Genomic DNA, 15,588 nt, shown 5'->3' on the forward strand with positions numbered 1-15,588 from the left:
TAGAATAGGCTAAGAGAGAGGTGTAGTCAATTAAATTTGTTTATTGTTTCTAGTCTTTATTAGACAGCATTATTATGTGTTTCGCTTGCTGTTTTAGCACCAGCATGTCCAGCAAAAGCTGTAATAAACATCGCTACTAAAAGTCCAACAAAGATATACAATGAGTATTTAGATGTTTGGTTAGAGACATCTTCAGCAACTTGTGCACTTTCAGCAAAAGCTTGTTCAGCTTGTACTTGTAAGTCTTCAACTGCTGTTTGTGCATCATTCAATGCTTGTTCAGCTTCTTGACTTGCTTGTCCATAAGCTTCTTGGATATTCGTTACTGCTTCTTCTGCTTCTTGTTCAGATAAATCAGTATTATTTGAGATTGCTTCAGTTAAAGCATCTTCATCTAATTCTTGACCGATTTCGTCAATACGACCTTGGATATTGCTAGTTACGTTCTCAATCTCTTGTTGTGGATCTTGTCCATTAACAACAATATTATAACCTGCTGTGGATACATCATCCATTGTCGCTTGAACTTGATTATCTAAGTAATCAGGTTGTAATTGTTCAATTTCAGTATCTTCTAATACATCTGTCACAGTTTGTTCTAAATCTTGTGAATCAACATTGATTTCTTGAGCGATTGAATCAAATGCCTCTTGAGATAATGATCCAACAGTATCAGCTGTTCCTGAGATTGCATCTCCTGCAGCTTGTCCCGTATAGCCTAAAACTGTTCCTAAAGAATTAAATGCCATACCAACTGCGGATGTCATTAAAGTAAACATCACAATGACACTGACTGCCCAAGTTAAGAAACCATGGATAAAACCCGCTCGATTAGCTGTAATCCCTGTTACATAACCAGCGACTGCTAGCGATACGATTAATGCGATAATGATCCAAATAACTAAACCAATCCCGACACCATCTAATGGGTTTTGGCTTGTAAAATCAGGTACGCCAAAGCCAACCGCTGCTCCAATTAGGGAGAATAAAATACTAATCGCCACGAACGTTACAACTCCAGCGAAAATCGCACGCCAAGACATGTTATTACCCGCTTTTTCATTAATTCCATCTAATATATATTTCTTCATCTTCTTCACTCCTACTTCATAATTATTACATAAATAATCATATTACATTTAGATGACAAGGTCAATTATAACAGCTTGAATACAGCAACTACCTTCATTCTGTTTATTGAATATTGCAACAATATATATATGCATAAGGCATAATATTGTTTCGATTAAATGATAGTTTAAGCCTGTCAAATCCGTGTTATACTATAGCAAAGAGGTGAGTAAAATGATTGAAACAATGCTCGGTGATATTACTCAAGTCGATCAAGTAGATGCGATTGTTAATGCTGCCAACCATAGCCTTCTGGGCAGAGGTGGTGTCGATGGTGCGATTCATCGCGCGGCCGGCCAAAACTTTTAGAAGAAACTCGAACACTTGGCGGTTGTCAAACAGGCGAAGCAAAAATTTCTCAAGCTTACCATCTCCCCGTCGAACATATTATTCACACCGTTGGCCCTGTCTAGAATGGTGGTTACTCTAACGAAGCGAATTTGTTAGAAAGTTGTTACCGACAATCTTTACTACTAGCCATGGAACATGGTATTCGCAAAGTCGCTTTTCCTTCAATTTCAACGGGTGTTTATCACTTCCCTGTGAATCTAGCTGCAGAGATTGCAATTTCGACAGTTAAAGAAGTGATGAACGAACACCCAGATGCGTTTGATTTAATTATTTGGATGCCATTTGATTCAGACACTAAGAAAGCATACGATGTCGCGCTTAAGAATGCTTAACAAGAAACTCCCGCTTCAAGCTAGATTGAGGCTGGAGTTTATTATTCTTCGATTTTTAACTGATAGCCGGCTAAAAAGCTCGCTTCAAAATTTCCCTTTCCACGTAAGTATATTTTTCCAAACTCATCAATTAACCCATGAAACTCTTTAGCTTCCCATGTTGTAAACTGCTTATCTAAAGAGACTATCTTTCGCATCGCCCTGTAGTTATCCATCCCTGATACACCTAATTCTGTATATAGTTTTTGAGCGTATTTATCCGAGACAAACACCGGTTGTTCAAAGACATAAAGTAAAAGGACATCTGCTGTCTCATCGCCAACTCCATGTAATTTTAATAACTCTTGGCGCAAATTAATTTCATATTTTTCTGTAATTGCTTCTAGATTGTTATCGTGCTCTTGAAACCAATTTAATACCGAATGGACCGCTTTACTTTTATTTTTAAAGAAGCCGGCGGGTCGAACTAAGTCTTCTAATGTTTCTAAAGGTAAATTTAAGATGGCTTGTGGGTTAAATTGCGTGGCGCTTCCGATATTGTTAACCGCACGTTTTGCGTTCGCTGCATTGGTATTTTGTATCATGATGGCGCCAATGATAATCTCAACTTTTGAGTCAGCTGGCCACCACCCTGTTTCACCCATGTCATTGAGTAAAAGCTTAAATAATTCATATTGATCAATTGTCTTCATGTGCGCGCTCGCCTCACTTTCAAAATGATTGTATCAAATAAACACCCAAACACTAAGCAGAATACTTAGGTTTGGGTGTCATTTTATTGATGTATAATTCGATAATAGACTTGTGAAGTAATGAGGTAGAACAGTAAGTAAACGACAACAAAGATGGCTAAAACTGATCCATAACCGATCATAAAGGTTGTTATGTTATTGACGGCTAATAGCCCTAGTAAATTAAACATTATTTTTGATGCAAAGAGCGAATGAATGACTGCGATCATAATTGGCAGTGCAAAAATCCAAAAGATTTGTGATCGAATCGTTTGTTTAATTAAATGATCAGGCAAGCCAACTTTTCGCATAATTTGGAATTTACCTTGGTCTTGGTAACCTTCAGATACTTGTTTAAAGTATAACATTAAGACCGTTCCAATAATTAGAACTGTTCCGACGATAATTCCTAAGAATAATAAGCCCCCATTCATCGTATATAATTCTTGCGAGGTTGTTGTTCTTGTTACGACTCGAACTACACCCAAGTCCCCTTGATCAAAGATTGTATCGGTTGAGATCGCTGCTTCAATACTTTCACGAGCAGAATCATCAACGGCATTGAACACCATCGTCTGTTCTAATAGTGCTTCAGAACGCTCTCCCGTACTGATATAATTCGGGAAGGTTGATAGTAAACTTTCGACCTCTTCTATGGTTGGAAACACGACATAAGCAATTTGTCCGATGTAGTTTAAAGGCATGTAACTAGAACTGATTTGTTGAACCTGATATTCCTTGTCAGCAAATTGTAGTGTATCATCTTGTTCTTGTTGAATATTTGCAGTTGTCGTTGTAAACAACACTTCATCTGGCTCTAGGTGAATATTTTCTCCATTGAGCTGGTTAAAATCCTCTAAAGGAACGCCAATGATGTAGGCAAAATCAGTTGGTAAGAGTTCCTCACCCTCAGTTGTTTCACTAGGAGCTGGCATTGGTTGGAAAGATTTGTTTTGATAAATAGCCGTGACAAAGGCACTTCGAGATAGACTCACATCTTTAATATCACCGTGCGTTTGTAATTCTTCCATGATATTTGTTAAAGCTACTTCCGCATTTTCCGGACTCGCGCCATCGGCGTATTGCATGTACCGCAATTCAATATCATGTGTCGACATTTGCTCCACTTGATCTTCCATACCTATATAAAGAGTTAAAGTCGTTCCGAGAGTTAACACAATCCCTGTACATAAGACCGCAATTCCAGCTAAGCTTGTCGCGTTCGCTTTCATACGATATAACATCCCTGATATCGATAGAAAATGTGTCGGCTGGTAATAATATTTTTTATTCCTTTTCATTCGTTTTAAGAAAATAATACTTAAACTTGTTAAGAGCGCGTAAGTTCCGATAATCACTAGGAAGATCGCTATGAACACTTTTAACAGCGCGTCTAAAACATCTGTCGTTGTCAGTGCTACATAATAACCGGCGACTAAAGTGATTAAACCAATCAAAAGGATGAACCAACGAGATTTCGGTTCAGCTTCTCCCGCATGCGTTTGGCTTAATAATTCAGATGGGTTCAATCTCGCCAAGCGGATACTATTAATTAAGAAGATAATAAATGTGATACCACCAATAATAATGATTGTTCCAATCGCCGCTAAAGGACTAAATGGATAATCCATTAAGTCAGCACCAGTATCTTGAATTAATCTGTTTAAGACGATAAACATCACATTTCCTAAAGCATAACCAACCCCAATGGATGCAAGGCTACCAATCACCCAAGTTAATAGTTGTTCAAAGAGGATGACGCTTCGGATATGCTTGTCTTCTAAACCTAAAACGGTATATAAGGCAAACTCCATTCGCCGTTGTCTTTGAATAAAATTATTGGCATACAGAATGAAAATAACTGCCAGTAAGGACGTAAAGAACACACCCATCAGGATGATTGTTGGCAATGTGGCATGTCGTGACTGCACATACTCATTGGTAATCAATGAAATCATAATAAAATCTAAGGACATTATTAAGACTAACGCAAGAAAATATGGAAAGTAAACGGTCCGGCGTTTGACTATTCCTTGAACAGTCAATTTAGTTAATAATGAAAGTGGCATCTTACACACCTCGATCCGCAAGCATGGTTAAACTTTGTGAAATACGCTCATTAAAGTTTTGATTCGTTTCCTGTCCGCGGTATAACTCGTGATATACGACCCCATCTTTAATAAATAGAACGCGATTGGCGTAAGACGCTGCTTGAATTGAGTGTGTCACCATTAAAATCGTATTTCCTAAGTGATTTAATTCATTGAATAAGCCTAATATTTGCTCAGACGATTTTGAATCAAGTGCTCCTGTAGGCTCATCTGCCAGTAATAAAGGTGGATTAGTAATAATTGCTCTTGCAATGGCAACGCGTTGGCGTTGTCCTCCTGAGATTTCGTAGGGGTATTTTTCTAATAAATCTTGAATTCCTAATATTGGCGCAATCTCAGCGAGGCGGCGCTCCATTTCATTAATATTGGCATTTGATAACACCATCGGTAGTAATATATTGTCTTTATTTGAGAAAGTATCTAATACGTTAAAGTCTTGAAAGACGAAGCCTAGCTGCTCACGTCTAAATTCAGCCACTTTATTTTTCTTAATATTCGCAATATTTGTCCCTTTTAAATGAACGGTTCCTTGAGATGGTTTATCAAAAGTGGCGATAATATTCAGTAAAGTTGATTTCCCTGAACCTGATTCCCCCATAATTGCCACAAACTCACCTTCGTTTACACCAAAATCAATTTGTTGCAAGGCTGTCGTTTGGTTGCCTCGTGTCTTATATACTTTTTTTACATTTTTTACATCTAATAACATGATTTTCCTCCATTATTTTGTCTATTCGCTAATCTCTGTTATAAGTATATGCGACCGCGTGACATCTAGCCTTTAACTAACATTACAAAAAAGGAGCCTAACCTTACACTTTTGAAAGATTAGGACGTTTGATTAAATTGGATCGTAAATTGTGTCTCCTGACCAAATGTCGACTCCACGGAAACTGGTTGAGTCAAGCGTCTGGCAACGAGCTCAACTAAGTACAAGCCTAAGCCACTCGACTTTTGATTCAACTGTCCATTAAAGCCTGAATACCCCTTATCAAAAATCTTTGGCAGATCCTCTGCTTTTATTCCTCTACCACTATCTTTAATTGTTAAGGTGGCGTTTTGGGAATCATAAGAAATCCAGATTTCCTTTTGTTTCGCGTATTTTAGTGCATTATTTAAAATTTGTTCAATCATTAGACTCGTTAAATTCGCTTCAGTGACGACCTCAGCTTCAATTGGTTGGTAATGCAGTCGAATCCCATGTTGAATGAATTGCAGACTGTATTTTCTAATGAGTGGGGTGATAATATCATCCAGTTTTCGTTCTGAGAAAACCATGTCTGTCGCGGGGTTCGAGAGTTTTAAATAATTTAACGCCATATTTGTATAATTTTCAATGGAGACCATTTCCTGTCTTAAATTGCGTATGGTTGCGTCGTCAGGATTTTTAAGTATTAGTTGGCTGGCTGTAATCGGCGTCTTCATCTGGTGCACCCACATAATAAAGTATTCTTCTAATTCGTTTTGTCTCATAACACTGGCGTCTTGCAGGTCAATGAGTTCCTCTTGAAGTTGCTCTACCTTAGTTTCGAGGCGCACCTCTTCTCTAAATGAGAGGATTTGATAGCCTAAAAATACTGACATGATAATTGTTAAATTCCAAAATAATACCCAAAATACATCCATGGGGAGCGAGAAGAGTAGAAATACAAACCAAATGACAAGATGCAGTAATATAAACACTGATAGCAGGCACCAATTCTGATTAAGAAAGCGTCCCATCATAAGGACTCACCTTCTGCATTTAATCGGTAGCCGTAATTTTTCTTGGTCTCAATGAACGAATCTAATTGGATGGCTCGCAGTTTCTTCCGGATACGGGTCATGTTTACTGCTAAAGTGTTGTCATCGATGAATTGATTATTCTGCCAGCAGTAATCTAGAATTGCTTCCCGGCTTACATACTCGCCCTTGTGCTGGAATAAAGCTGTCAGTATTTGTAATTCTGTAAAGGTTAAGCTTGCCTCGGCGTTCTTGTAGGTGATGCGTGATTTAGCCACATCTAGAATGGCACCTTCGTATTCGAAAGCATCGGACTGGACAGAGAAATCATAGGTGCGACGTAAGAGTGCTTGAATTTTGCTGACGGTAAATTGGGTGTCGATGGGTTTGGGAATGTAATCGTCGGCGCCCATCTGCATTGCCATAATCATATCCATGCGATCTGATACAGACGAGATGAAAATAATTGGCACGTCTGATTCTTTACGTATTTCGCCACACCAATAATAGCCGTTATAATATGGTAGATTCACGTCTAGGAGGATTAAGTGAGGTTGACTTTTTCTAAAAGCTTCTATTATATGTTCAAAATTCTCAACAATATCCACCTCGAATTGCCAGCGTTCTAAAACCTTGCCCAACTCGCGCGCAATTATTAAATCATCCTCAATAATCATAACCTTCAATTGTCTCCACCTCTTTCTATATAAATCGGCATTTGATAAACTTTGCCAGTGTTAACTTGTTCTGAGTTTCTTATACAAATAATACCACAAATCTTAATGTGTACACATTGGACTCAAGAAGGAGGCGGGCAGGTGTAGGCGAGTGGGGACACGAAAAAACACGAAGTTATGGAGGACTTCGTGTTTTTGGGGGTGGTGGTATGTGGATTCACCAGTTCAGAAGTGTGAGCTACCGAAGTTGGTCTGGATTCGCCAGTTCAAGAGTGTAAGCTAGCGAAGTTGGTCTGGATTCGCCAGTTCAAGAGTGTAAGCTAGCGAAGTTGGTCTGGATTCGCCAGTTCAAGAGTGTGAGCTAGCGAAGTTGGCTTGGATTCACCAGTTCAAGCAAACAAGCTGGCGAATCCAAGTCCCCCATATTATTCCCCACCAAATGTATGTAACAACTGAATAATATGCTCTACACCTTGATAGTAATCTTCAACCCGAATATTCTCATTTGGTGCATGTGCGCCAGACTCGACCCAACCTGTTCCAGCACCTAAGATAGGTACATTTAGGTATTTTCCGAACCCATACATCGGCCCTGTTCCTGCAGAATTTAATTCTAAGATGACATTCTCTTCTCCGTAAACTTCTTTGGCAGAGTTTATCACTTGTTCTGTGAATGGATCGGATATATCCGTTCTAAATGGCTTCACTCCAGTTAATAACTCCAAGTCAACATCTTTAAAGCCATGATTATCAAAGTGCTTGCGCAACACATCATAAACCGTTTTAGGTTCATAGCCTGGAACAAGTCGCACATCAATTTTCGCCATCGCTTTACGTGGTAGGACCGTCTTCGTCCCTTGACCCGTATAACCTGATAACAAGCCACTAATTGTCATCGTTGGATAAAGAATTAATGCCTCTTGGGCAGAATAATCTAAGCCATCCGTAATTAAAGGCTGCTTTAATCCATAAGTATCTATCGTTGCGGCTTCATTATAAGGAAATGCTGCAACACTCGCCTTCTCAACGTCGGTTGGTTCTGTGCGCATTTCTTTGAATCCATCAACCGTAATATTATTATCCGCATCACGCAAAGTTGCTAAAGCATGGACTAAACGCCAAGCCCCATTATCAATCACCGCAGCTTGTGAAGAGTGAATATCAATATCCGCACTGACAACGGATGCTTCGAAGTAGGCAATCCCTTTAACCCCCGCACTAATTACCATTCGCTCTTCGCTATCTTTACTGCCCGATTCCCAAATACAGGCATCTGCGCTGAACTTATCTGCATAATTCTCTAAATACTTGTCAATATTAGGACTTCCAATCTCTTCCTCACCTTCAACAAAGAACTTTACATTACAAGGTAAGCCGCCTTCAGTATCTTGAATGGCCTTAACCGCGACAATCCGCGACATAAAGTTCGCCTTATTGTCAGACACACCACGAGCAACAATTTTGCCATCAACAACCGTTGGTTCAAAAGGATTTGTCTTCCATTCATCAATTGGATCTTCTGGTTGAACGTCGTAATGGTTGTAGAATAGTAATGTCTTGTCACTATTGCCATTAGCGCCGGCTTTGAAATAGCCGTAAACGACAGGATGCCCCCCTAGATCTCCTAGAATTTCACTCTCACCACCAGCTTCAATAATAGTATCTCTAACAAAATTGGCAGTCTCAGGAATTTCACGACCTTGCGCTGAGACGGTCTCATAGCGCAAGTACGTAAATAAGTCCTCCATATATTTGTCTGCGTAATCTTTTGCGATTGCTTTATAATCTACTGTCATAATTATTACTCACCTTTCTATATGTCTTGACTATTCAGTTATTGTAACTTCCTTCAATTGTACATCAACCATACCATCTACGAACAAGTTATTCATACGCTCACTCTTAACTTGCGGGTTACTGTAGTAGTAGATTGGAATAAATGGCATCTCATCCATTAGAATGCGTTCTGCTTCTATATACATCTCATGTTGCACAGCTTCATCTTCTTCAAACAATACTTTATCGAGAATTTCTTGATACTCGGCATTCTCCCAACCCGTTCTGTTCTGGCCTGTATCTGCTGAATAGTAATGTTCTAGAAAAGCATAAGCTGAGTTAAAGTCAACGGTTGGTCCGATGCGTCCGATTTGGTAATTCAATTGATTCATACTTTCAAAATGAACATTAATCTCAGCTGTTTCAATCGTTGCTTGAACACCTAGTTCACGTTCCCACTCACTTTGTATAAATTGCGCTACTGCCAAATGTGAATCATTATCGTTCGTTTGAATAACAATGGGCATAGCGGCCGTATCATCATAACCCAACTCTTCCATACCTTGAGCTAAGTAGTCACGCGCTATATCATAATCTGCATCTTCAAAGTATCCACGGTCTTCTTCAAAGCCAGCAACAGTTGGTGCAATGCCACCTTTAGCTGGCGTTTGCTCTCCTTTTACGACATTATCAATCAATTCTTGACGGTTAATCGCTAGTGACAAGGCACGACGAATATTGACATTCGACATAATCTCATCCGTTGTATTCATCTTGTACATATAGGTTGCACCGATCTCAGTCACATCCAAGTCACCATTCGCACGATAACTATCAATCGCATCAGCAGGAATGGTATTGAACGGAATACCAATAAAGTCCAATTCACCACTTTCAAAACTCATGTTCGCTGTCATTGAATCTTCAATAATACGTACATAAACCCCATCTAAGTCAACATTATCAACATCCCAATAGCCTTCGTTCTTCTCTAGTGTATAGTCCCCGTTGTGATTCCACTCAACAAAGTTAAATGGCCCATTCGATACAAACTCCTCACCAGCTTCCGTTGCCCAAGAAGGGTTTTCTTCAACGGTCGCTTGATGTACCGGCATCATCGTTGTTTGACGCGCCGTTAATTCAATAAAGTATGGTGCAGGTTCAGTCAATGTCACTTCAAATGTCTCCTCATCCACGGCATTGACCTTCACATCTTCTTCGGACCCTTCACCCATAAAGTAAGCTTCTGCCCCTTCGACAATGAACATCTTAGACGCATTCGCTGCTGCCGTCTCAGGATTAATGATTCGTTTCCACGCATATTCAAAGTCATTTGCCGTTACAGGATCACCATTATTCCACTGAATCCCTTCACGAAGATGGAATGTATACGTCTTACCGTCTTCACTCACATCCCATGATTCTGCCATTGCCGGTACGATCTCACCGTCATTCGTTGGACGAGTCAAACCTTCCAAAATGTTCTTAATCATTGGCATGGAATAAGAATCTGTTACAAAAGCTGGATCCATAACTGGATCTGAAGCAACGGATAAGTTCAAAACTTTATCTTCCTGGGCTTCTCCTGTAACATTTGAGGTATATTGATTGTAAACTTGAATTCCAATTACTGCGACAATCATCACCACAATAATTTTTTTAATATGTTTCATATGTTGTATCCTCCTAAAATTTATAAAAACAAAAAACCTGCTAAGAATGACGAAAATCTTAGCAGGTTCAAAGATACAACACAGCGTCCCATGTTATCTAAACTTATTATTCCCGCATAAGATTTTCGTCCTATGCGGGACATGCTTAATTAGCACACCACATAGAACCTGAGTAATAATGCTGCGTCTAATAATAAGCTATTTAATTGTAATGAGTTTAGATTATTCATGAGTAGGCTCCTTCGCTTTATTTGAAACTAGTATAAATGATGATTAATTAGAAAACAACCTTTTTATCTCATTTATTTTTAATTAACTAATTTAGGTTGAAACAAAATTGCCTTATGCCCTTGTTAAATCAATACAAAGGAGAATATTTTAATTTTATAAAATTAAAAACACTCTCATCATTAGAATCCAATCTAATAATGAGAGTGCCTTCTATAACTCTTTTAGCATAATATAATCCACTTGCGCATCGTCTCCCATAATGAAAGTATGCTCACTAACTCGTTGGAAGCCCATCTTCTTATAGAAAGCTAAGGCATTATAATTATGCTCCCAGACCCCTAACCAAATACCAGTTCGGTTAAGTTCTTTTGCTCGAGCATGAGCGAATTCCAACAGTTCTCTTCCATAGCCTTTACGCTTATGCTGTGGTAGTACATAAATTCGTTCTACCTCTAATGCTAGCGGATTATCTTTCTCTGATTGCGCATCATCAATATTCAGCTTTAAGTAGCCAACGACCAAGTCTGAATCCTTCAGAAAATAAAAATCTGTACCAACCTGGTTGATTTCAGACGTTAGTTGCTCAATAGAGTAGGCCCGTTCTAAATATTCATTTAAATTCTCTTCGGTATTTTGGTCTTTGAATGTATCAACAAACGTTTCAATACTAATATCGCGTAATTGTTCAACATCACTTGGTTTGCATTTTATCAGTTCTGCCATCTTTATCACCTCGTTACATAATACTCACTCATTAATTATAACAAAAAATCCTCCATCCTTAACATATTTCCTAAGAATGAAGGTTATTATACTATACTTATTCCGCCAACTGTTCGGTTGGCTTCTTCACAAGGAAAATTATTACTCTGTCTCTACAAATTCAATTGTCAGCGCAAATACATCCTTTACGCCTTCCACATCGAACTCTGGGTTCTCATAATCAGAATTGATTTCTTCGTAATTTAAAGAGTACATATGATTAGAGTCTGCTAAAATAAGGATTGTTAATGGCTCTCGATTATTAGCTTCTATCTCAATAGTATCTTTCCAATCGCCTAATAAAGATTCTCTGCTATTCTCTCTCTCAATACGATTAGGCAAACTTGAAGAAAGAAATTCATAAGTATTTAATGTGCCATCCTCTGATCGAATACCTATACGAATAAAATCCTCAAGATTGATCGCCACCTGTAAATTACCGCCATCATGTTTTTCATTTATTAATTCCATCGCCTGCCAATTTCCATCATTTTGTAATTTTTCCCATCGTATAATATATGATGAATTTGAGTTTTCATAATCGATTGAATAGAAATTAGTTTGTCTTAAGCGAAGTAAAGAAAATATCTCTTGCTGTTCATCGGTTAACTTAACAAGTTCGCCCAATCCATCAGCTGAAACTTGAATAGAACTAATAGAAATAATCAATAAAAATATAACAAATGATAATAGATATTTATTTTTCATACTTTTTAGCCCCTTGTACCTCTAAGCCCTTAATTGTCATTCAACTTATGTAATTATTTTGTAAATATAATGTCCATTGCGGGACATGCTTAATTAGCACACCACATAGAACCTGAGTAATAATGCTGCGTCTAATAATAAGCTATTTAATTGTAATGAGTTTAGATTATTCATGAGTAGGCTCCTTTGCTTTTATTTGAGATTAGTATAAATGATTATAAATTAAAAACAACCTTTTTATCTCATTTATTTCTAATTAATTTATTTGAGGCGCACTTCAATATCACGTAAATGTTGATATAACAGCACAAAAAGCCCTGTCTTGATATCAGAGAATATTAAAACACCCTTATCATTAGAATTTATTCTAATAATCAGGGTGCCTTCTATAATTTTTTCAACATAATGTAATCCATCTGCGCGTCGTATCCCATATAGAACGTGTGCTCACCAACCCGTTGGTAGCCCATCTTCTCATAGAAAGCTAACGCATTATAATTATGTTCCCACACCCCTATCCAAATTCCAGTTCAGTTAAGTTCCTTTGCACGAGCGTGAGCGAATTCCAGTAGCTGGTTCCCATAGCCTTTACGCTTATGCTGAGGGAGTACATAAATTCGGTCCAATTACACCTTTAAGTCTTCTTCGGTATTTTGGTCTTTGAATGTATCAATAAACATTTTAATGCTAATAACTTGTAACTGTTCAACATCACTTATCTTGCATTGAATAAGCTCTGTCATCTTTATCGCCTTGGTCTGTTTATTATACTAAAATGATGTATTGAGCTGACTATTCATTACTCAATAATTGTTCTTTCACAAATCTTGCGTATGAAGCGTGCGTTTTAAGTAATTCTGAATGAGTTCCACTTCCAGTTACTTTTTTATTATCAATAAAATAAATATTATCCGCATCCATAATCGTTGAGAGGCGATGCGCAACAACAATCGTCGTTTTTGAACCCATTAATCTTTGTAAACTCTGATTGATTTGATACTCCGCATCCGCATCTAAGTTTGACGTCGCTTCATCTAGCAAGAGGATTGGTGTGTCTCTTAGGACAGCTCGAGCAATATGTATTCTTTGCTTTTGTCCACCTGAAAGTCTTGACCCTGCTTCCCCTACCACCGTTTCTAGCCCATCATGCAGCTTTGCTATCGTTTCTTCTAGATGAGCGAATCGAATTGCGTACTGAATTTGATTTTCACTTGGAGAGTAATCTAAACCAAATACTAAATTTTCTCTTATAGTTCCACTGAGAATTGAAATATCTTGAGATACAATGGAGATGTTGTCGCGCCAATCAGATAGTTTAAAAGAATCAATCTCATTCTCTTTTGAGATAATCTTACCATTTTTAATGGGATAAAATTGCATTAATAGATTTAATATTGTTGACTTCCCTCCACCAGAAGGACCTACAATCGCAGTCTTCTCTCCTTCTTTAAAAGTCATGCTAACACCTTCCAAAATGGGCATTAGGTTTAATTCATCAGAATATATTGATTTCATATTCACAATTAATTCCTCTGAATTCGTGTTTATCTTTGGATAACCAAATGATACATCTATAAAATTAATTTCTCCGTAATTGAATAGTTTGCCTTCATCCAGATTTTCTACCTCAATATCTTGTATTTTCGATAGCTTCTGTATGGCCCCTTCCATCTTCCCTTTTTGGGCAAAAAAACCTGAAAAAGATCCTAAAGGATTAATTAATTGAAATAAATAAATTAAAAATGAAATTAAAGTTCCTACTGATAGAGTTCCCTGGTTAACCCTTAGACCGCCATAACTGAAGATTAAGGCAATTGAACCAAATATAAGAAGTAACCCAATAGGTTGTACAACTGCATATAGTGTAGTGTTTTTTGATGAAATATGCCTTAAGTCTTCAGTATAACCTTGAACTTCCTTGTATGCGAATTCCTCAGCTACACTACTCTTTATTAAAGACATATTTTGTAAATATTCTAAAATCAAGCTACTCAGTCTACTCAAAGAGTTTTGTTGTCGAATTGAGTAACGAGAACTTAATTTCGTTAAAGGAATCAAAGGAATTGCAACGAGTGGTAAAGATATTAGAAGTATGCTAGTTAATTGCCAGTCTAAAAACAGTAAAGCGATGAGTGTACCTACTACCGTCACAATACTTGAGATAAATGTTGGTAATGATTGTGTAATGAATTGTTGAATGTGATTAGTATCATTAATAATTCTATTCGCTAACTCACTAGGACTATTTAAATCAAAAAAAGCCTTTGGGGCGTGAAGTAATCTATTCATAAAACTATTTCGCATGTGCTTAATTTGATAATCTCCATCACGTGCCATCATTGTATGACCCACTGCTACCATAATTGCTTGAAGAATAAATAAAATAATAGTTAAAACAATCGGCGATAGAAAGTTGATTAAGCGAACTTCCTCCACCAATGCACTTACAGATATCGGTATCAACACGCCAACAATACTTGAAAGAAAAATAATTATTAAACTTATAATCAGTATGGGCGTGGCTTTTATAATTCGCTTTTTCATTTAATCTACTCCTTCATTAATTGCTGTAAGATGGGATTGTAATGCTTATATAATTCTTTCTCTTGGGAATTGAGTGAATAATCTGGATTAAATATCAAAAGGGAATGTAATAAATTAATCAAAAAAATTAAGTCTGTGTGTGAAAGAACAAAATAAGCAATGATTAAGGTTTTTAATATATCCTCTAACTCATTTCTAAATAATTGATCAATAATAATTGCTTTTACTACATGATTACATGATTTTAAACAACTTAATTGCTTCAAGGTTAATTCATCAAACCTACTAAGATTATATAAAAAAGAAGAAATGACTTCTCCTCTAAAACCCTCAAGTACTTGTATTGCACTTTTCGGGGATAACATATATTCATTCACTGATAAATATTCTTTAATTCTCTGTTTATTACTTATAATTGTATCTGGAGTCAATTTTCAATAACCTCTTTCAGTAATTTACCTACAAGAGTTGTATGATAAACATAATCAAACTGTTCTTTATGATTGGTAAAGTTTTGCTTACTCATTGTTGTAGGATATATAAATCCGTCTTTTGCTTGATTGTCTTTAATTGTTTGAAATGTCATCTCCATAATTAAGCGATCTACTTTACCAGACAAATTTAAAATATAGACACAAACAGCCACTTCTAAAAGAACATCAATGTCTCCTTTTCTTATTGATATTAATAAACAGTCCGTCAATATTTTTACTAACTTTGATTTGTCAAATTAAGCTAGACAAAACTGCTTCATCTAAGTAACTCAAAAATACTTCCAACGGTGTTCGGTAGTGTAAGGATTTCCGTGGAATCGTGTTCCGTTTGTGTGCAATCGATGA

15 protein-coding genes and 2 pseudogenes are annotated in these 15,588 nt (G+C 37.2%); 1 reads left to right on the forward strand and 16 read right to left on the reverse strand.

The window, feature by feature from the left end:
- Nucleotides 1-59: 59 nt before the first annotated feature.
- On the reverse strand, nt 60-1,091 hold the full coding sequence (locus tag ACEN33_RS06705) for a hypothetical protein (RefSeq protein ID WP_407090607.1): 1,032 nt from the start codon (nt 1,089-1,091) through the stop codon (nt 60-62).
- Nucleotides 1,092-1,305: 214 nt separating this feature from the next.
- Here ACEN33_RS06705 and ACEN33_RS06710 point away from each other — a divergent pair.
- Nucleotides 1,306-1,814: pseudogene (locus tag ACEN33_RS06710) on the forward strand (macro domain-containing protein).
- 41 nt (nt 1,815-1,855) lie between these two features.
- On the opposite strand, the gene ACEN33_RS06715 reads toward ACEN33_RS06710, so the two are convergent.
- The 15 genes and pseudogenes from ACEN33_RS06715 to ACEN33_RS06785 all read right to left on the reverse strand — a co-directional run.
- Complete coding sequence (locus ACEN33_RS06715) at nt 1,856-2,506, reverse strand: endonuclease III domain-containing protein (RefSeq protein WP_407090606.1); 651 nt, start codon at nt 2,504-2,506, stop codon at nt 1,856-1,858.
- An 83-nt stretch (nt 2,507-2,589) separates the two neighbouring features.
- Nucleotides 2,590-4,614 (reverse strand): FtsX-like permease family protein, encoded by a 2,025-nt coding sequence (locus ACEN33_RS06720; protein WP_407090605.1) that lies wholly within the window; start codon nt 4,612-4,614, stop codon nt 2,590-2,592.
- Between the two features lies 1 nt (nt 4,615).
- The gene (locus ACEN33_RS06725; protein WP_407090604.1) at nt 4,616-5,365 is read right to left on the reverse strand and encodes an ABC transporter ATP-binding protein; all 750 of its coding nucleotides are present in this window, start codon (nt 5,363-5,365) and stop codon (nt 4,616-4,618) included.
- Between the two features lie 119 nt (nt 5,366-5,484).
- Complete coding sequence (locus ACEN33_RS06730) at nt 5,485-6,240, reverse strand: sensor histidine kinase (protein ID WP_407094768.1); 756 nt, start codon at nt 6,238-6,240, stop codon at nt 5,485-5,487.
- A gap of 137 nt (nt 6,241-6,377) precedes the next feature.
- Nucleotides 6,378-7,055: a response regulator transcription factor gene (locus ACEN33_RS06735; RefSeq protein ID WP_407090927.1), complete on the reverse strand. Its 678-nt coding sequence runs from the start codon at nt 7,053-7,055 to the stop codon at nt 6,378-6,380.
- Between the two features lie 425 nt (nt 7,056-7,480).
- Nucleotides 7,481-8,851, reverse strand: a complete 1,371-nt coding sequence (locus tag ACEN33_RS06740) for a M20/M25/M40 family metallo-hydrolase (RefSeq protein ID WP_407090923.1) — start codon at nt 8,849-8,851, stop codon at nt 7,481-7,483.
- Nucleotides 8,852-8,881: 30 nt separating this feature from the next.
- Nucleotides 8,882-10,504 carry a peptide ABC transporter substrate-binding protein gene (locus ACEN33_RS06745; protein WP_407094769.1) on the reverse strand — a complete coding sequence of 541 codons (1,623 nt, stop codon included), beginning with the start codon at nt 10,502-10,504 and terminating at the stop codon, nt 8,882-8,884.
- Between the two features lie 441 nt (nt 10,505-10,945).
- Nucleotides 10,946-11,458, reverse strand: coding sequence for a GNAT family N-acetyltransferase (locus ACEN33_RS06750; RefSeq protein ID WP_407090925.1), 513 nt, complete (start codon nt 11,456-11,458; stop codon nt 10,946-10,948).
- A gap of 141 nt (nt 11,459-11,599) precedes the next feature.
- The gene (locus ACEN33_RS06755) at nt 11,600-12,205 is read right to left on the reverse strand and encodes a hypothetical protein (RefSeq protein ID WP_407090926.1); all 606 of its coding nucleotides are present in this window, start codon (nt 12,203-12,205) and stop codon (nt 11,600-11,602) included.
- Between the two features lie 386 nt (nt 12,206-12,591).
- Complete coding sequence (locus ACEN33_RS06760; RefSeq protein WP_407094770.1) at nt 12,592-12,717, reverse strand: hypothetical protein; 126 nt, start codon at nt 12,715-12,717, stop codon at nt 12,592-12,594.
- 18 nt (nt 12,718-12,735) lie between these two features.
- Complete coding sequence (locus tag ACEN33_RS06765; protein ID WP_138405341.1) at nt 12,736-12,831, reverse strand: GNAT family N-acetyltransferase; 96 nt, start codon at nt 12,829-12,831, stop codon at nt 12,736-12,738.
- 166 nt (nt 12,832-12,997) lie between these two features.
- Entirely contained in the window at nt 12,998-14,749 is a 1,752-nt protein-coding gene (locus tag ACEN33_RS06770) for an ABC transporter ATP-binding protein (protein ID WP_138405342.1), read from the reverse strand.
- Nucleotides 14,750-14,754: 5 nt separating this feature from the next.
- On the reverse strand, nt 14,755-15,180 hold the full coding sequence (locus tag ACEN33_RS06775; protein WP_138405343.1) for a hypothetical protein: 426 nt from the start codon (nt 15,178-15,180) through the stop codon (nt 14,755-14,757).
- Nucleotides 15,177-15,455, reverse strand: coding sequence for a hypothetical protein (locus tag ACEN33_RS06780; RefSeq protein WP_407094772.1), 279 nt, complete (start codon nt 15,453-15,455; stop codon nt 15,177-15,179). Before ACEN33_RS06780 ends, ACEN33_RS06775 begins: the two co-directional genes overlap by 4 nt.
- Before the next feature lie 19 nt (nt 15,456-15,474).
- Nucleotides 15,475-15,588, reverse strand: a pseudogene (locus ACEN33_RS06785) (IS30 family transposase); the annotation flags it as partial.

Source organism: Ruoffia sp. FAM 24228, from assembly GCF_045528575.1.
GTDB classification, from domain to species: domain Bacteria; phylum Bacillota; class Bacilli; order Lactobacillales; family Aerococcaceae; genus Ruoffia; species Ruoffia halotolerans.